The organism is Bacillus sp. FSL R5-0416, assembly GCF_037975425.1.
In the GTDB taxonomy this organism is placed as follows: Bacteria; Bacillota; Bacilli; order Bacillales; family Bacillaceae; genus Bacillus; species Bacillus subtilis.
The window spans coordinates 1-15,421 of sequence record NZ_CP150252.1 but is presented as its reverse complement, the minus strand read 5'-3'; the positions used below and the strand labels follow the sequence as shown (position 1 = coordinate 15,421).

Sequence of the window (15,421 nt, the reverse complement as noted above, 5' to 3'; positions counted from 1 at the left end):
GGCAAAATATTATATGTAGATTATCAACTAGCCAAGAGCATGTCAAGGAAGCGGGAAAGAGTTGAAATATTTAGATAACGGAAAGGATCAAGAAATATACATGACATATCATGAGTGGAAAGACTTAGCGCTATTTTACTCCGTTGAATCAACCCAGAAATTTCTAGAAAAGGTTTATACCTTAAACGGTATTGACGATGCGAAAAAAAACTCTTTTAAAAACAGTGAACGGTTTATTTATTTCTTAAAGCATGCCGAATCGTTTTATAAACAAGCCGCATATTCTCCCTTAGAAATCAAACCGATTCTTTTATTTTATGGAATGGCACAGCTTATCAAAGCATGCTTAATTACACGTGATCCTCATTATCCAAGCCATACATCAGTACTGGCACATGGCGTAACAACAAGAAAACGAAAGAAACAAAATTATTGTTTTAGCGATGATGAAGTGAAAATACAACGAAATGGCCTATGCATACATTTTATGAAACATTTATTCGGACAATCGGATATAGTAGATGAACGGTATACCATGAAAAAATTATTAATGGCCATTCCAGAACTTAGCGATATTTTCTACTTTCATCAGAAAGAACGATTTATGACAAAAGTTGAGAAGGATAAGAACGAAATTTTTGTACCGGAGGAAGTAGTAATCAATTACAAAATGTCTGATTCAAGGTTTGCTGAATACATGTCCCATCATTATCAATGGTCTTTTACAAAAAAAAATGAACACGGGCTGCTGTTCGAAATTTCACCACAAGACAAGGAGCCATGGACATCGACCAGCTTATTGTTTGACATGGAAAAGAACCAATATTATATCCCTTCTCAAAGGGAGCAATTTCTGAGGCTTCCCGAAATGACAATTCATTATTTGATTTTGTACAACGTTGGGATGATTGCAAGGTATGAAACAGAATGGTGGTATGAGTTATTAACACAGCATATAAGTGATGACTACGTGTTAATTCAGCAGTTTTTATTAGTAACAGAAAAGAAATTCCCTAAATACGCTTCACAGTTTCTTCTTCATTTTTAACAAACAAAAAACCCAGCTCAATGAGCTGGGTTTAAACTTGCTTGGCGGCGTCCTACTCTCACAGGGGGAAACCCCCGACTACCATCGGCGCTGAAGAGCTTAACTTCCGTGTTCGGTATGGGAACGGGTGTGACCTCTTCGCTATCGCCACCAAACAAATTGAGAGTGTTCTCTCAAAACTAGATAACAGGTGTGACATCATTCAAAATATGGTTAAGTCCTCGATCGATTAGTATCTGTCAGCTCCATGTGTCGCCACACTTCCACCTCAGACCTATCAACCTGATCATCTTTCAGGGATCTTACTTCCTTGCGGAATGGGAAATCTCATCTTGAGGGGGGCTTCATGCTTAGATGCTTTCAGCACTTATCCCGTCCGCACATAGCTACCCAGCGATGCCCTTGGCAGAACAACTGGTACACCAGCGGTGCGTCCATCCCGGTCCTCTCGTACTAAGGACAGCTCCTCTCAAATTTCCTGCGCCCGCGACGGATAGGGACCGAACTGTCTCACGACGTTCTGAACCCAGCTCGCGTACCGCTTTAATGGGCGAACAGCCCAACCCTTGGGACCGACTACAGCCCCAGGATGCGATGAGCCGACATCGAGGTGCCAAACCTCCCCGTCGATGTGGACTCTTGGGGGAGATAAGCCTGTTATCCCCGGGGTAGCTTTTATCCGTTGAGCGATGGCCCTTCCATGCGGAACCACCGGATCACTAAGCCCGACTTTCGTCCCTGCTCGACTTGTAGGTCTCGCAGTCAAGCTCCCTTGTGCCTTTACACTCTGCGAATGATTTCCAACCATTCTGAGGGAACCTTTGGGCGCCTCCGTTACCTTTTAGGAGGCGACCGCCCCAGTCAAACTGCCCACCTGACACTGTCTCCCCGCCCGATAAGGGCGGCGGGTTAGAAGGTCAATACAGCCAGGGTAGTATCCCACCGATGCCTCCACCGAAGCTGGCGCTCCGGTTTCCAAGGCTCCTACCTATCCTGTACAAGCTGTACCAACATTCAATATCAGGCTGCAGTAAAGCTCCACGGGGTCTTTCCGTCCTGTCGCGGGTAACCTGCATCTTCACAGGTACTATAATTTCACCGAGTCTCTCGTTGAGACAGTGCCCAGATCGTTGCGCCTTTCGTGCGGGTCGGAACTTACCCGACAAGGAATTTCGCTACCTTAGGACCGTTATAGTTACGGCCGCCGTTTACTGGGGCTTCAATTCGCACCTTCGCTTACGCTAAGCGCTCCTCTTAACCTTCCAGCACCGGGCAGGCGTCAGCCCCTATACTTCGCCTTACGGCTTCGCAGAGACCTGTGTTTTTGCTAAACAGTCGCCTGGGCCTATTCACTGCGGCTCTCTCGGGCTTGCACCCTAACAGAGCACCCCTTCTCCCGAAGTTACGGGGTCATTTTGCCGAGTTCCTTAACGAGAGTTCTCTCGATCACCTTAGGATTCTCTCCTCGCCTACCTGTGTCGGTTTGCGGTACGGGCACCTCTCACCTCGCTAGAGGCTTTTCTTGGCAGTGTGGAATCAGGAACTTCGCTACTATATTTCGCTCGCCATCACAGCTCAGCCTTATGGGAAACGGATTTGCCTATTTCCCAGCCTAACTGCTTGGACGCGGATATCCAATACCGCGCTTACCCTATCCTCCTGCGTCCCCCCATTGCTCAAATGGTGAGGAGGTGGTACAGGAATATCAACCTGTTGTCCATCGCCTACGCCTTTCGGCCTCGGCTTAGGTCCCGACTAACCCTGAGCGGACGAGCCTTCCTCAGGAAACCTTAGGCATTCGGTGGAGGGGATTCTCACCCCTCTTTCGCTACTCATACCGGCATTCTCACTTCTAAGCGCTCCACCAGTCCTTCCGGTCTGGCTTCACAGCCCTTAGAACGCTCTCCTACCACTGTTCGAAGAACAGTCCGCAGCTTCGGTGATACGTTTAGCCCCGGTACATTTTCGGCGCAGAGTCACTCGACCAGTGAGCTATTACGCACTCTTTAAATGGTGGCTGCTTCTAAGCCAACATCCTGGTTGTCTAAGCAACTCCACATCCTTTTCCACTTAACGTATACTTTGGGACCTTAGCTGGCGGTCTGGGCTGTTTCCCTTTCGACTACGGATCTTATCACTCGCAGTCTGACTCCCAAGGATAAGTCATTGGCATTCGGAGTTTGACTGAATTCGGTAACCCGGTAGGGGCCCCTAGTCCAATCAGTGCTCTACCTCCAAGACTCTTACCTTGAGGCTAGCCCTAAAGCTATTTCGGAGAGAACCAGCTATCTCCAGGTTCGATTGGCATTTCACCCCTACCCACACCTCATCCCCGCACTTTTCAACGTGCGTGGGTTCGGGCCTCCATTCAGTGTTACCTGAACTTCACCCTGGACATGGGTAGATCACCTGGTTTCGGGTCTACGACCACGTACTCATGCGCCCTATTCAGACTCGCTTTCGCTGCGGCTCCGCATCTTCTGCTTAACCTTGCACGGGATCGTAACTCGCCGGTTCATTCTACAAAAGGCACGCCATCACCCGTTAACGGGCTCTGACTACTTGTAGGCACACGGTTTCAGGATCTCTTTCACTCCCCTTCCGGGGTGCTTTTCACCTTTCCCTCACGGTACTGGTTCACTATCGGTCACTAGGGAGTATTTAGCCTTGGGAGATGGTCCTCCCGGATTCCGACGGAATTTCACGTGTTCCGCCGTACTCAGGATCCACTCAGGAGAGAACGAAGTTTTGACTACAGGGCTGTTACCTCCTATGGCGGGCCTTTCCAGACCTCTTCATCTACCTCGTTCTTTTGTAACTCCGTACAGAGTGTCCTACAACCCCAAGAGGCAAGCCTCTTGGTTTGGGCTAATCCCGTTTCGCTCGCCGCTACTCAGGGAATCGCATTTGCTTTCTCTTCCTCCGGGTACTTAGATGTTTCAGTTCCCCGGGTCTGCCTTCTCATATCCTATGAATTCAGATATGGATACCACTCCATTACGAGTGGTGGGTTTCCCCATTCGGAAATCTCCGGATCAAAGCTTGCTTACAGCTCCCCGAAGCATATCGGTGTTCGTCCCGTCCTTCATCGGCTCCTAGTGCCAAGGCATCCACCGTGCGCCCTTTCTAACTTAACCGTTAAAAAGAATCACTATGTGATATCTTGTGTTACTAATTGAATGTGATGTCTACTGTTATCTAGTTTTCAAAGAACACGTTGGTGGAGCCTAGCGGGATCGAACCGCTGACCTCCTGCGTGCAAAGCAGGCGCTCTCCCAGCTGAGCTAAGGCCCCGTTATATAAGATGGTGGGCCTGAGTGGACTCGAACCACCGACCTCACGCTTATCAGGCGTGCGCTCTAACCAGCTGAGCTACAGGCCCATCTTAACTTATTCAAGGAACAAAGTTCCTTCAAAACTAAACAAGACAGGGAACGTTCTGTTTATAAGACCCAAGGTCTTATATTCCGTAAAATATCCTTAGAAAGGAGGTGATCCAGCCGCACCTTCCGATACGGCTACCTTGTTACGACTTCACCCCAATCATCTGTCCCACCTTCGGCGGCTGGCTCCTAAAAGGTTACCTCACCGACTTCGGGTGTTACAAACTCTCGTGGTGTGACGGGCGGTGTGTACAAGGCCCGGGAACGTATTCACCGCGGCATGCTGATCCGCGATTACTAGCGATTCCAGCTTCACGCAGTCGAGTTGCAGACTGCGATCCGAACTGAGAACAGATTTGTGGGATTGGCTTAACCTCGCGGTTTCGCTGCCCTTTGTTCTGTCCATTGTAGCACGTGTGTAGCCCAGGTCATAAGGGGCATGATGATTTGACGTCATCCCCACCTTCCTCCGGTTTGTCACCGGCAGTCACCTTAGAGTGCCCAACTGAATGCTGGCAACTAAGATCAAGGGTTGCGCTCGTTGCGGGACTTAACCCAACATCTCACGACACGAGCTGACGACAACCATGCACCACCTGTCACTCTGCCCCCGAAGGGGACGTCCTATCTCTAGGATTGTCAGAGGATGTCAAGACCTGGTAAGGTTCTTCGCGTTGCTTCGAATTAAACCACATGCTCCACCGCTTGTGCGGGCCCCCGTCAATTCCTTTGAGTTTCAGTCTTGCGACCGTACTCCCCAGGCGGAGTGCTTAATGCGTTAGCTGCAGCACTAAGGGGCGGAAACCCCCTAACACTTAGCACTCATCGTTTACGGCGTGGACTACCAGGGTATCTAATCCTGTTCGCTCCCCACGCTTTCGCTCCTCAGCGTCAGTTACAGACCAGAGAGTCGCCTTCGCCACTGGTGTTCCTCCACATCTCTACGCATTTCACCGCTACACGTGGAATTCCACTCTCCTCTTCTGCACTCAAGTTCCCCAGTTTCCAATGACCCTCCCCGGTTGAGCCGGGGGCTTTCACATCAGACTTAAGAAACCGCCTGCGAGCCCTTTACGCCCAATAATTCCGGACAACGCTTGCCACCTACGTATTACCGCGGCTGCTGGCACGTAGTTAGCCGTGGCTTTCTGGTTAGGTACCGTCAAGGTACCGCCCTATTCGAACGGTACTTGTTCTTCCCTAACAACAGAGCTTTACGATCCGAAAACCTTCATCACTCACGCGGCGTTGCTCCGTCAGACTTTCGTCCATTGCGGAAGATTCCCTACTGCTGCCTCCCGTAGGAGTCTGGGCCGTGTCTCAGTCCCAGTGTGGCCGATCACCCTCTCAGGTCGGCTACGCATCGTTGCCTTGGTGAGCCGTTACCTCACCAACTAGCTAATGCGCCGCGGGTCCATCTGTAAGTGGTAGCCGAAGCCACCTTTTATGTTTGAACCATGCGGTTCAAACAACCATCCGGTATTAGCCCCGGTTTCCCGGAGTTATCCCAGTCTTACAGGCAGGTTACCCACGTGTTACTCACCCGTCCGCCGCTAACATCAGGGAGCAAGCTCCCATCTGTCCGCTCGACTTGCATGTATTAGGCACGCCGCCAGCGTTCGTCCTGAGCCAGGATCAAACTCTCCGATAAAGTAGTTTGACTGACTACGCACATCGCTGTGCGATTTTTAAAAACTGAATTAACAGGTACGTTTTGTCTTGTTTAGTTTTCAAAGAACTTTGTGTGCTTCTCTCGAAGCGACTACTTAATAGTAACATTTTTAGTTAACTAGGTCAATACTTTTTTAAAAAAGTTTTTACTAGTCATAATGGTCATGCTTGTGTCTTTAAAAAGACAACAGAAATGATTATACCATAATTTTTATGACTGTAAAGGGTTATGACAAAAAAAGCACAGCTATTTCAGCTGCGCTTTTTTTCACACTTCTTCTTGTTCTTCTTCATTCTCATCTTCTTCGTTTTTCTCTACTAAAGCTACTGTAGCAACATGCTCTTCTTCTGCCATTCTGATGAGACGCACACCTTGAGTGACACGTCCGGTGATGGAGATATCATTGATGTCCATTCTGATGAGTACGCCGCTAGCTGTAATAATCATTAGATCCTCTTCACCTTTAGTAGCTTTCACTGCTACTAGTTGGCCGTTGTTCTCGGTGATTTTCGCTGTTTTGAGTCCTTTTCCGCCCCGGCTTTGGGTTCTGTACTCTTCAGCCGGAGTTCGTTTTCCGTACCCTTTTTCAGTAACGATAAGGACGTGTGATTCTTCCTCTAATATCTCCATGCCGACAACAACGTCGTCATCCGTCAGGGTGATGCCTTTTACGCCCGCCGCAGTTCTTCCCATCTCCCGGACATCTGTTTCAGGGAAACGGATCAGTAAACCGTTTTTCGTTCCAATGATGATTTGTTTTGTACCATCAGTCAGACGTACACCCATCAGTTCATCGTCTTCACGAAGACTCAGAGCGATTAGACCATTGTTGCGGATATTAGCGAATTGAGATAGTGATGTTCGTTTTGAAACCCCATGCTTTGTAGTGAAGAAAAGGTAAAGCTCCGCATTGAATTCCGTGACTGGAATAATCGCGTTGATCCACTCACCCTTTTCTACCTCCAGCAGGTTAATAATCGGGATTCCTTTTGCCGTTCTGCCGTATTCAGGGATTTCATACCCTTTTGCACGATACACTTTCCCCTTGTTCGAGAAGAAGAGAATCGTGTCATGAGTTGACGTAGAGATCAAATGTTCAACGAAATCATCTTCGTTTGTTCCCATACCTTGTACACCTTTTCCGCCCCGTTTTTGACTGCGGTAAGTTGATGCAGGAAGACGTTTGACGTATCCGTTGTGCGTCAGAGTAACTACGATATTTTCTCTCTCGATGAGATCTTCATCTTCAATTGTCTCCAGTCCAGAAGTGACGATCTCAGTACGTCTTTCATCGTTAAAACGCTCTTTGATTTCCGTGAGTTCTTCACGAATGATCTCAAGCACTTTATATTCATTTGCCAAGATGTCTTTTAGCTCTGCAATTAATTTAACAAGAGATTGGTATTCTTCTTCGATCTTTTCACGTTCCAGTCCCGTTAAACGCTGGAGCCTCATGTCAAGGATCGCTTGTGCTTGCTTCTCTGTCAGTGAGAATTGTTCAATTAAACCTGTTCTCGCAATTTCAGCCGTTTGAGAATTACGGATAAGGGAGATAACTGCATCGAGATGATCCAGTGCAACTCTCAATCCTTCCAAGATATGAGCTCTCGCTTCTGCTTTACGCAATTCATAAGCAGTACGGCGTCTAATGACAACTTTTTGATGGTCAAGGTAATGCTCCAGGCATTGCTTAAGAGTTAAAACTTTCGGCTGGCCATCAACAAGTGCAAGCAGGTTGATGCCAAAAGATGTTTGTAGAGCAGTTTGTTTGTACAGATTGTTTAAGATGACATTTGCATTGGCATCGCGTCTGATTTCAATGACAATTCTCATACCTGTACGATCTGACTCATCACGCAGATCTGTGATACCCTCTATCTTTTTGTCCCTTACGAGATCAGCAATTTTCTCAATTAATTTCGCCTTATTTACTTGGTAAGGTAACTCTGTAACGATAATTCTTTCTTTACCCGAAGATGTTTGTTCGATCTCAGCTTTTGCCCGAATCGTGATAGAGCCTCGGCCTGATTCGTATGCTTTCCGGATACCGCTGCGTCCCAAGATTTGACCTGCGGTCGGGAAATCAGGCCCTGGAATGACTTCCATAAGCTCTGGAATAGTAATGTCCGGATTCTCACTGACAGCAAGTACACCGTCAATGATTTCTCCCAGCTGGTGCGGAGGAATGTTTGTTGCCATACCTACCGCAATGCCGGCAGCACCGTTCACGAGCAGATTCGGGAACCTTGAAGGCATAACGACAGGTTCTCTTTCTGACCCGTCATAGTTATCCTGGTAATCGATTGTGTCTTTTGTGATGTCACGAAGAATCTCCATTGAGATTTTAGACATTCTTGCTTCTGTATAACGCATGGCCGCCGCTGAGTCTCCGTCAACAGAACCGAAGTTTCCATGACCGTCAACGAGCATATAACGGTAGTTGAAATCCTGAGCCATTCTGACCATGGATTCATATACCGCTGAATCACCGTGCGGGTGGTATTTCCCGATAACTTCTCCAACGATACGCGCGGATTTTTTATAAGGCTTGTCACTTGTCATGCCTAAATCATTCATTGCATACAAAATCCGTCTATGAACCGGTTTTAAACCGTCTCGAACATCCGGAAGAGCACGGGACACGATAACGCTCATTGCATAATCCAAGAAGGACGTACGCATTTCCTGACTGATATTTATTTCACGAACTTGTGGTGTGTTTTGTTCACTCATTAAAAAACCTCCCTGAAGTATCACATGAAATATGTGGGAGTAGATTGTCCATTATGACCTTCAATACGATTTCACTATTCTCCATTATATCAATAAACTTATGATTATACACATTAAATTGCTAGAATATATAGGTATTGCAGGCATTGCTGCATCTGATCTTGTTCAGAAAAAAGCCTTATTTCTTATTGGAAATAAGGCTTTTTATGATTAGATGTCAAGATTTTTAACGTATCTCGCATTCGCTTCTATGAAGTTTCGGCGCGGTTCTACCTTGTCGCCCATAAGCATTTCAAAAGTCTCGTCCGCATCCATTGCATCTTCAAGAGTTACCTGAAGAAGTGTTCTGGAACTAGGATCCATGGTTGTCTCCCATAGCTGGGTGGCATTCATTTCACCAAGACCTTTGTAACGCTGCAGTCCAGGCTTAGGCGTTTGAGGAAGAGTTTTTAACAGCTCTTCCAGCTCCTTGTCATTGTACGCATATTCAACGCGTTTCCCCTGTTGAACCTTGTAGAGCGGCGGCTGCGCAATGTACACGTAGCCATTTTCGATAATTTGGCGCATATATCTGTAAAAGAACGTTAACAGCAGTGTTCTGATGTGCGCGCCGTCAACATCGGCATCTGTCATAATGACAACTTTGTGGTAACGGGCTTTCTCAAGGTTGAAGTCTTCCCCAATACCTGTGCCGAGCGCTGTGATCATAGAGCGAACTTCGTTGTTAGAAAGGATTTTATCCAGTCTGGCCTTTTCAACGTTTAGGATTTTACCTCTAAGCGGCAAAATGGCTTGGAAATGTCTGTCGCGTCCTTGTTTAGCAGATCCTCCGGCAGAGTCACCCTCTACGATATATAACTCGGAGATGCTCGGATCTTTTGAAGAGCAGTCCGCTAACTTACCGGGCAAGTTGGAAATTTCCAAAGCACTCTTACGGCGTGTTAGTTCACGGGCTTTTTTCGCAGCCATTCTTGCTCTTGCCGCCATTAAGCCTTTATCGACAATTTTTTTGGCTGCATCTGGATTTTCCAGCATAAATGTTTCCATCGCCGTAGAAAATAACGTATCGGTGATCGTCCGTGCTTCTGAGTTGCCCAGCTTTGTTTTCGTTTGGCCCTCAAACTGCGGATCAGGGTGTTTGATTGAAATAATCGCTGTCAGCCCTTCCCTTACGTCATCTCCGCTTAGGTTTGGATCATTTTCTTTAATAAGCCCTTTTTTTCTGGCGTAATCGTTGATAACACGAGTCAGGCCCGTTTTGAAGCCAGCTTCATGGGTACCGCCTTCGTACGTGTTAATGTTGTTTGTAAACGAGTAAATGTTGCTTGTGTAGCTGTCATTGTATTGCAAAGCCACTTCAACCGTAATGCCGTCCTTTTCGCCTTCAATGTAAATCGGCTCTTCATGGACAACCTCTTTAGAGCGGTTTAAATACTCTACATAACTTTTAATTCCGCCTTCGTAATGGTATTCATTTTTGCGCTCTTGTCCTTCACGTTTATCTTCAATCGTGATGTTTACGCCCTTTGTTAAAAAGGCTAATTCACGCACGCGGTTGGCAAGCAGATCGTAATCATACTCGGTTGTTTCTGAGAAAATTTCAGGGTCCGGGACAAAATGTGTCGTCGTTCCTGTATGATCCGTTTCGCCAATGATTTCAAGGTCTGTAACCGGAACTCCGCGTTTATAGGTTTGGCGGTGAATTTTACCGTCACGGTGAACCGTCACATCAAGCTCTGTTGATAGTGCGTTTACGACCGACGCACCTACACCGTGTAATCCTCCGGATACTTTATAGCCGCTTCCGTCAAATTTTCCTCCGGCATGAAGCACCGTCATAATGACTTCTACCGCAGGACGGCCCATTTTTTCATGAATACCGACTGGAATACCGCGGCCATTATCTACAACCGTGATACTGTTGTCTTTTTCGATTTGGATATTGATATCCGTACAATAACCGGCGAGGGCTTCGTCAATACTATTGTCGACAATTTCCCATACCAGGTGGTGAAGGCCTTTGCTGTTTGTCGAACCGATATACATCCCCGGTCTTTTACGAACAGCTTCCAATCCTTCTAGTACCTGTATCTGATTTTCATCATAACTGTTTTGCTGCTGTTCCATAGCCACGTCATTCACCTACACTTTTCTAAACGATATATTCGTGATAAAAAATTTCTAAGAATCTATTTCAAACATAAATTGCGCACGTTTTTTTAATGTGCTGGAAGATAAGGGAGAGTAATATATATTCTGAACAGTGACTACGATAGATTTGGGCGTGCCGTTTACGGAAGGCACCACCTTGTGTTTCTGTTTTTTCAGAAATTCTTCAACAATAGGCGACATGTTGGCTTTAAAGTCAAAAATGCCGACAATATCTCGTGTTGAAACCACAAAGTCATCACCTAAATGAATATACAATTGCTCACCTCATTTCTTCACTTCACTAACGCACCATTTTGCACACGGAACATTCCTGCTTGACGTAAGGTTTCGTGATCAATGCCATCAACGCTTGTCGTTGTGACAAACGTTTGTACACGGCCTTGGATCGTATGAAGCAAGTGTGACTGGCGATAATCATCCAGTTCACTCAGTACATCATCCAATAGTAAAATGGGATATTCTCCGATTTCTTCATGGATCAGGTCAATCTCCGCCAGCTTAAGGGACAACGCCGTCGTTCGCTGCTGTCCTTGAGAACCATACGTCTGCACATCGCGTCCGTTCACATAGAAAAGAACATCATCGCGATGAGGCCCTGACAGCGTCACACCACGCTCAATTTCTTTTTCTCTTAATTTAGAAAACGCTTCTTGATAGCTATCTCCTATTTTCGACAAATCTAGGGGATCTGATACATCAAGAGCTGTATGGTATTTCAGGGTCAGTTCTTCAAGCCCTCTTGAGATGCCTGCATGGATGGGCTGCGCCCATTTCTCGAGCTGTGCTGTAAACTGCAGGCGTTTTACGACGACTTTTGCTGCAACTTCTACAAGCTGATCGGTCAGAACATCGAGCATCGTCCGGTCAGTTTGTTTTCTTGTTTGCAGCTGTTTCAAAAAATGATTCCGCTGGGAAAGGATTTTCTGGTAAAGAGAAAGATCATGAAGGTAGACGGGAGAAACCTGTCCGATTTCCATGTCAAGAAACCGCCTTCTTACTTGAGGGCTTCCTTTTACAAGATTTAAATCTTCCGGCGCGAACATAATCGTGTTGAGGGCCCCGACATACTGGCTGAGCTTTTGCTGTTCAATATGATTGACCTTGCCCTTTTTACCCTTTTTGGAGATGACGAGCTGCATCGGGATCGCCCCGTTTTGCTTCATCACTCTTCCCTCTATTTTAGCATAGTCTTTGTCCCATCGTATAAGTTCTTTGTCATTTGATGTCCGGTGCGATTTCGCCATGGACAAGACATAGATCGCCTCCATGAGGTTTGTCTTCCCCTGGGCGTTTTCTCCGATGATCACATTTACTTTATTTTCAAATTGAAGTTCAGCATGGTCGTAGTTGCGGTAAGATGTCAGTTCTAAGTTCTGGATATACAATCAGTGTCACCCGCTTTAATTGACGACTTGAAATGAACCAAATCCTTCAATCTCTACCACATCTCCAACATACAGCTTTCTGCCCCGGCGGTTGTCCGGCTCATCGTTCACAAGCACTTCATGCTCGCTTAAAAACCACTTCGCCATACCGCCAGACTGAATCACATCGGCTAATTTTAAGAATTGTCCGAGTGTAATCATCTCTGTATCAATTGAAATCGGATTTGCCATTATATCGACCTCTTTCAAATATCACTAATATCTAATTGTACTAAAAAAAAACGAATTAGGGAAAGGGAAAACTTGTCGGAGCAGATACCGAATAGAAAAGCTGCCGACGAGTCGGCAGCAGTGTATCGGATTAATAGGTTCTGACAGGAAGGATAAGCTGTACAATCGTTTCATCATTCGGCGTGCGAATTAAGAAAGGTCTCATTGCGCCTGTAAAGCTTACGCGTATTTCTGCTCCTTCAAGCACCTTTAGTGCATCCAGCATATATTTTGGACTAAAAGAGATATTTAATTCCTCACCTTCAATTTGATCCGCAGCAATTGCTTCCACAACTTTACCGATTTCTGGAGAATTGGAAGAAATTTCAATGGATTCAGCCGGTTTTGCGGACAGTTTTACAACGTTGTTGCGTCCCTCTCTAGCTAAAAGAGATGCACGATCAATGGCCTGAAGGAATTCTTTTGTGTTCACAATGATTTCTGTTTTGCTGTCTTGCGGAATCAGGCTGGTTGTGTCTGGATAATTCCCGTCTAGAAGCCGTGAGAAGAATAAGACGTTTTTCGCTTTAAACAGAACTTGGGTTTCTGTGATGACGATATCTACAAGTTCCTGGTTGTCATCTAAAATCTTGCTGAGTTCAGTTAAACTTTTTCCCGGAATCACGACGTTATAAGATCTATCTTCTGGAATATCAAGTTTCGCCTTTCTTAATGCGAGACGGTGGCTATCCGTTGCAGTGCATAATAATTCACTTTGCTCCACTTTCCAGTTTACACCTGTCAAGATAGGGCGTGTTTCTGAGGTGGACACCGCAAATACTGTTTGTCTGATTAGATTTTTTAACAAATCAGTTGGGATCTGAATCGCATGATGCTCTTCAATCTGCGGCAAGTGCGGATACTCATCAGCATCCAGTCCGTTCAGATTAAATTCAGCTTTACCAGAACGGATAATTGTCAAATACTGATTTTGGACTTCGATTTCTACAGTTGCCATCGGCAATTTTTTCACAATTTCACTAAAAAAGCGAGCCTGTAAAACGATGCTTCCGGGCTGTTCAATAGTGACGATTTCTTTATCTCCTTCTTCTTTTGGAATGAAGGATTCAATAGAAATATCTGAGTCACTCCCTGTAAAGGATACTCCATCATCTGATGCAACAATTTTAATACCAGTCAGAATGGGAATCGTTGTTCTGGATGAAACTGCTTTTAATACATCTTGGACACTTTCAACAAGACGATCTTTTTGAATCGTGAATTTCATTTTTATCCTCCTAACGGATAATGTATTAATATATATATTTATAAAAAAATAGTAGAAGTAATAGTAGGGCCTGTGGATTTGTGGATAAGTTGTGAAAAAGACAGGAAACACAGCCTATCCACATGTGGACAGACTGTGTATGACTTCCGAAAAGTTATTCACACTTTCCCCGATTGATCCCCGGTCCTGCTATTTAAGCTGTTCTTTAATTTCTTTTACATGCTGCTGAAGCTGTTCATCATCTGCCAGCAGTTTTGAAATTTTTTCATGCGCATGAATAACGGTCGTATGATCACGTCCTCCAAACTCTTCACCGATTTTAGGAAGAGAGGAATCAGTCATTTCCCTTGATAAGTACATGGCGATTTGACGCGGAAAAGCCACTGACTTTGTCCGTTTTTTTGCTTTGAAATCCTCGAGTTTAATATTAAATTGCTGGCCTACTACCCTCTGAATTTCTTTTATCGTAATGACTTTCGGTTTTGAGGAAGGAATAATATCTTTCAACGCCTCAGCGGCCAGATCAGCATTAATATCTTTATTAATTAAAGATGAATAAGCGACAACTCTGATTAATGCTCCTTCGAGTTCCCGAATATTGCTGTCGATTTGATTCGCGATGTAAAGCATAACCTCGTTCGGAATATCGAGGCCTTCTGCTTTGGCTTTTTTTCTTAAAATTGCAATTCTCGTTTCTAGATCAGGCGGTGTGATATCTGTAATAAGTCCCCATTCAAAACGTGAGCGCAATCTGTCCTCAAGTGTCGGAATTTCCTTTGGCGGTCGGTCACTTGAAATGACGATTTGTTTGCTTTCTTCGTGCAATGTGTTAAATGTATGGAAAAATTCTTCCTGGGTTTGTTCTTTCCCCGCTAAAAATTGAATATCATCTATCAAAAGCACATCAACATTTCGATAGCGATTGCGGAAGTCGACGGCTTTATTATCTCGGATAGAGTTGATGAATTCGTTTGTAAATTTCTCAGAAGACAGATAAACCACTTTGGCAGAAGGATTATGATCTATTACATAATGGCCGATCGCATGCATTAAGTGCGTTTTCCCTAAGCCGACGCCCCCATAGATAAATAAAGGGTTGTAAGCTTTCGCGGGTGCTTCCGCTACTGCGAGGGAAGCAGCGTGTGCGAATCGGTTTCCAGATCCGATGACAAAAGTATCAAAAGTATATTTTGGATTGAGCATATTTTGAGGAAAATCAGATGTATCTTCTTTGACCGCTTTTTTGACTTGCGGTTTCGGCATAAAGTCCTCAACATCTTGATTTTGAGGAATGACAAACTTAATGCTCAATTCTTCCCCGGTTAATTCATATATAGTATCTGCAATCAGATGCAAGTATCTGGACTCCAGCCAGTCTCTGGCAAATTCATTGGGAGCCGTGATTGTTAATGTATCGCCTTGCAGTGAGTGGGCTTTGGTTGACTTCATCCAAGTCTCAAAACTCGGTTTGCTCAACTTTTTTTCGATTTGAGCAAGGGCTTGGTTCCACAGGTCTAATATATTTTCCAT

The 15,421-nt window shown here is 45.4% G+C and carries 8 protein-coding genes, 2 tRNA genes and 3 rRNA genes; 1 reads left to right on the top strand and 12 read right to left on the bottom strand.

What is annotated here, in order from left to right; genetic code table 11:
* Positions 1 to 100 precede the first annotated feature (100 nt).
* Positions 101 to 1,048: a YaaC family protein gene (locus tag NYE20_RS00065; protein ID WP_031315178.1), complete on the top strand. Its 948-nt coding sequence runs from the start codon at positions 101 to 103 to the stop codon at positions 1,046 to 1,048.
* 39 nt (positions 1,049 to 1,087) lie between these two features.
* Here NYE20_RS00065 and rrf read toward each other — a convergent pair.
* The 12 genes from rrf to dnaA form a co-directional block, all read right to left on the bottom strand.
* A 5S ribosomal RNA gene (gene rrf, locus NYE20_RS00060) occupies positions 1,088 to 1,203 on the bottom strand.
* A gap of 54 nt (positions 1,204 to 1,257) precedes the next feature.
* A 23S ribosomal RNA gene (locus NYE20_RS00055) occupies positions 1,258 to 4,185 on the bottom strand.
* Between the two features lie 81 nt (positions 4,186 to 4,266).
* Positions 4,267 to 4,342: transfer RNA gene (locus NYE20_RS00050), tRNA-Ala, on the bottom strand.
* An 11-nt stretch (positions 4,343 to 4,353) separates the two neighbouring features.
* A tRNA-Ile gene (locus tag NYE20_RS00045) sits at positions 4,354 to 4,430 on the bottom strand.
* 102 nt (positions 4,431 to 4,532) lie between these two features.
* A 16S ribosomal RNA gene (locus tag NYE20_RS00040) occupies positions 4,533 to 6,082 on the bottom strand.
* The 16S, 23S and 5S rRNA genes sit together here with 2 tRNA genes alongside, the layout of an rRNA operon.
* Positions 6,083 to 6,370: 288 nt before the next feature.
* Positions 6,371 to 8,836 carry a DNA topoisomerase (ATP-hydrolyzing) subunit A gene (gyrA, locus tag NYE20_RS00035; RefSeq protein ID WP_003244540.1) on the bottom strand — a complete coding sequence of 822 codons (2,466 nt, stop codon included), beginning with the start codon at positions 8,834 to 8,836 and terminating at the stop codon, positions 6,371 to 6,373.
* Positions 8,837 to 9,046: 210 nt separating this feature from the next.
* Complete coding sequence (gyrB, locus tag NYE20_RS00030) at positions 9,047 to 10,963, bottom strand: DNA topoisomerase (ATP-hydrolyzing) subunit B (protein WP_003226808.1); 1,917 nt, start codon at positions 10,961 to 10,963, stop codon at positions 9,047 to 9,049.
* Between the two features lie 54 nt (positions 10,964 to 11,017).
* Positions 11,018 to 11,263 (bottom strand): extracellular matrix regulator RemB, encoded by a 246-nt coding sequence (gene remB / locus NYE20_RS00025; protein WP_003219266.1) that lies wholly within the window; start codon positions 11,261 to 11,263, stop codon positions 11,018 to 11,020.
* A gap of 17 nt (positions 11,264 to 11,280) precedes the next feature.
* Positions 11,281 to 12,393, bottom strand: a complete 1,113-nt coding sequence (gene recF / locus NYE20_RS00020) for a DNA replication/repair protein RecF (RefSeq protein WP_003243515.1) — start codon at positions 12,391 to 12,393, stop codon at positions 11,281 to 11,283.
* A 15-nt stretch (positions 12,394 to 12,408) separates the two neighbouring features.
* Complete coding sequence (gene rlbA, locus NYE20_RS00015) at positions 12,409 to 12,624, bottom strand: ribosome maturation protein RlbA (RefSeq protein WP_003226810.1); 216 nt, start codon at positions 12,622 to 12,624, stop codon at positions 12,409 to 12,411.
* Positions 12,625 to 12,754: 130 nt separating this feature from the next.
* Positions 12,755 to 13,891 (bottom strand): DNA polymerase III subunit beta, encoded by a 1,137-nt coding sequence (gene dnaN, locus NYE20_RS00010; RefSeq protein WP_003226811.1) that lies wholly within the window; start codon positions 13,889 to 13,891, stop codon positions 12,755 to 12,757.
* A gap of 189 nt (positions 13,892 to 14,080) precedes the next feature.
* Complete coding sequence (gene dnaA, locus NYE20_RS00005; protein ID WP_003242674.1) at positions 14,081 to 15,421, bottom strand: chromosomal replication initiator protein DnaA; 1,341 nt, start codon at positions 15,419 to 15,421, stop codon at positions 14,081 to 14,083.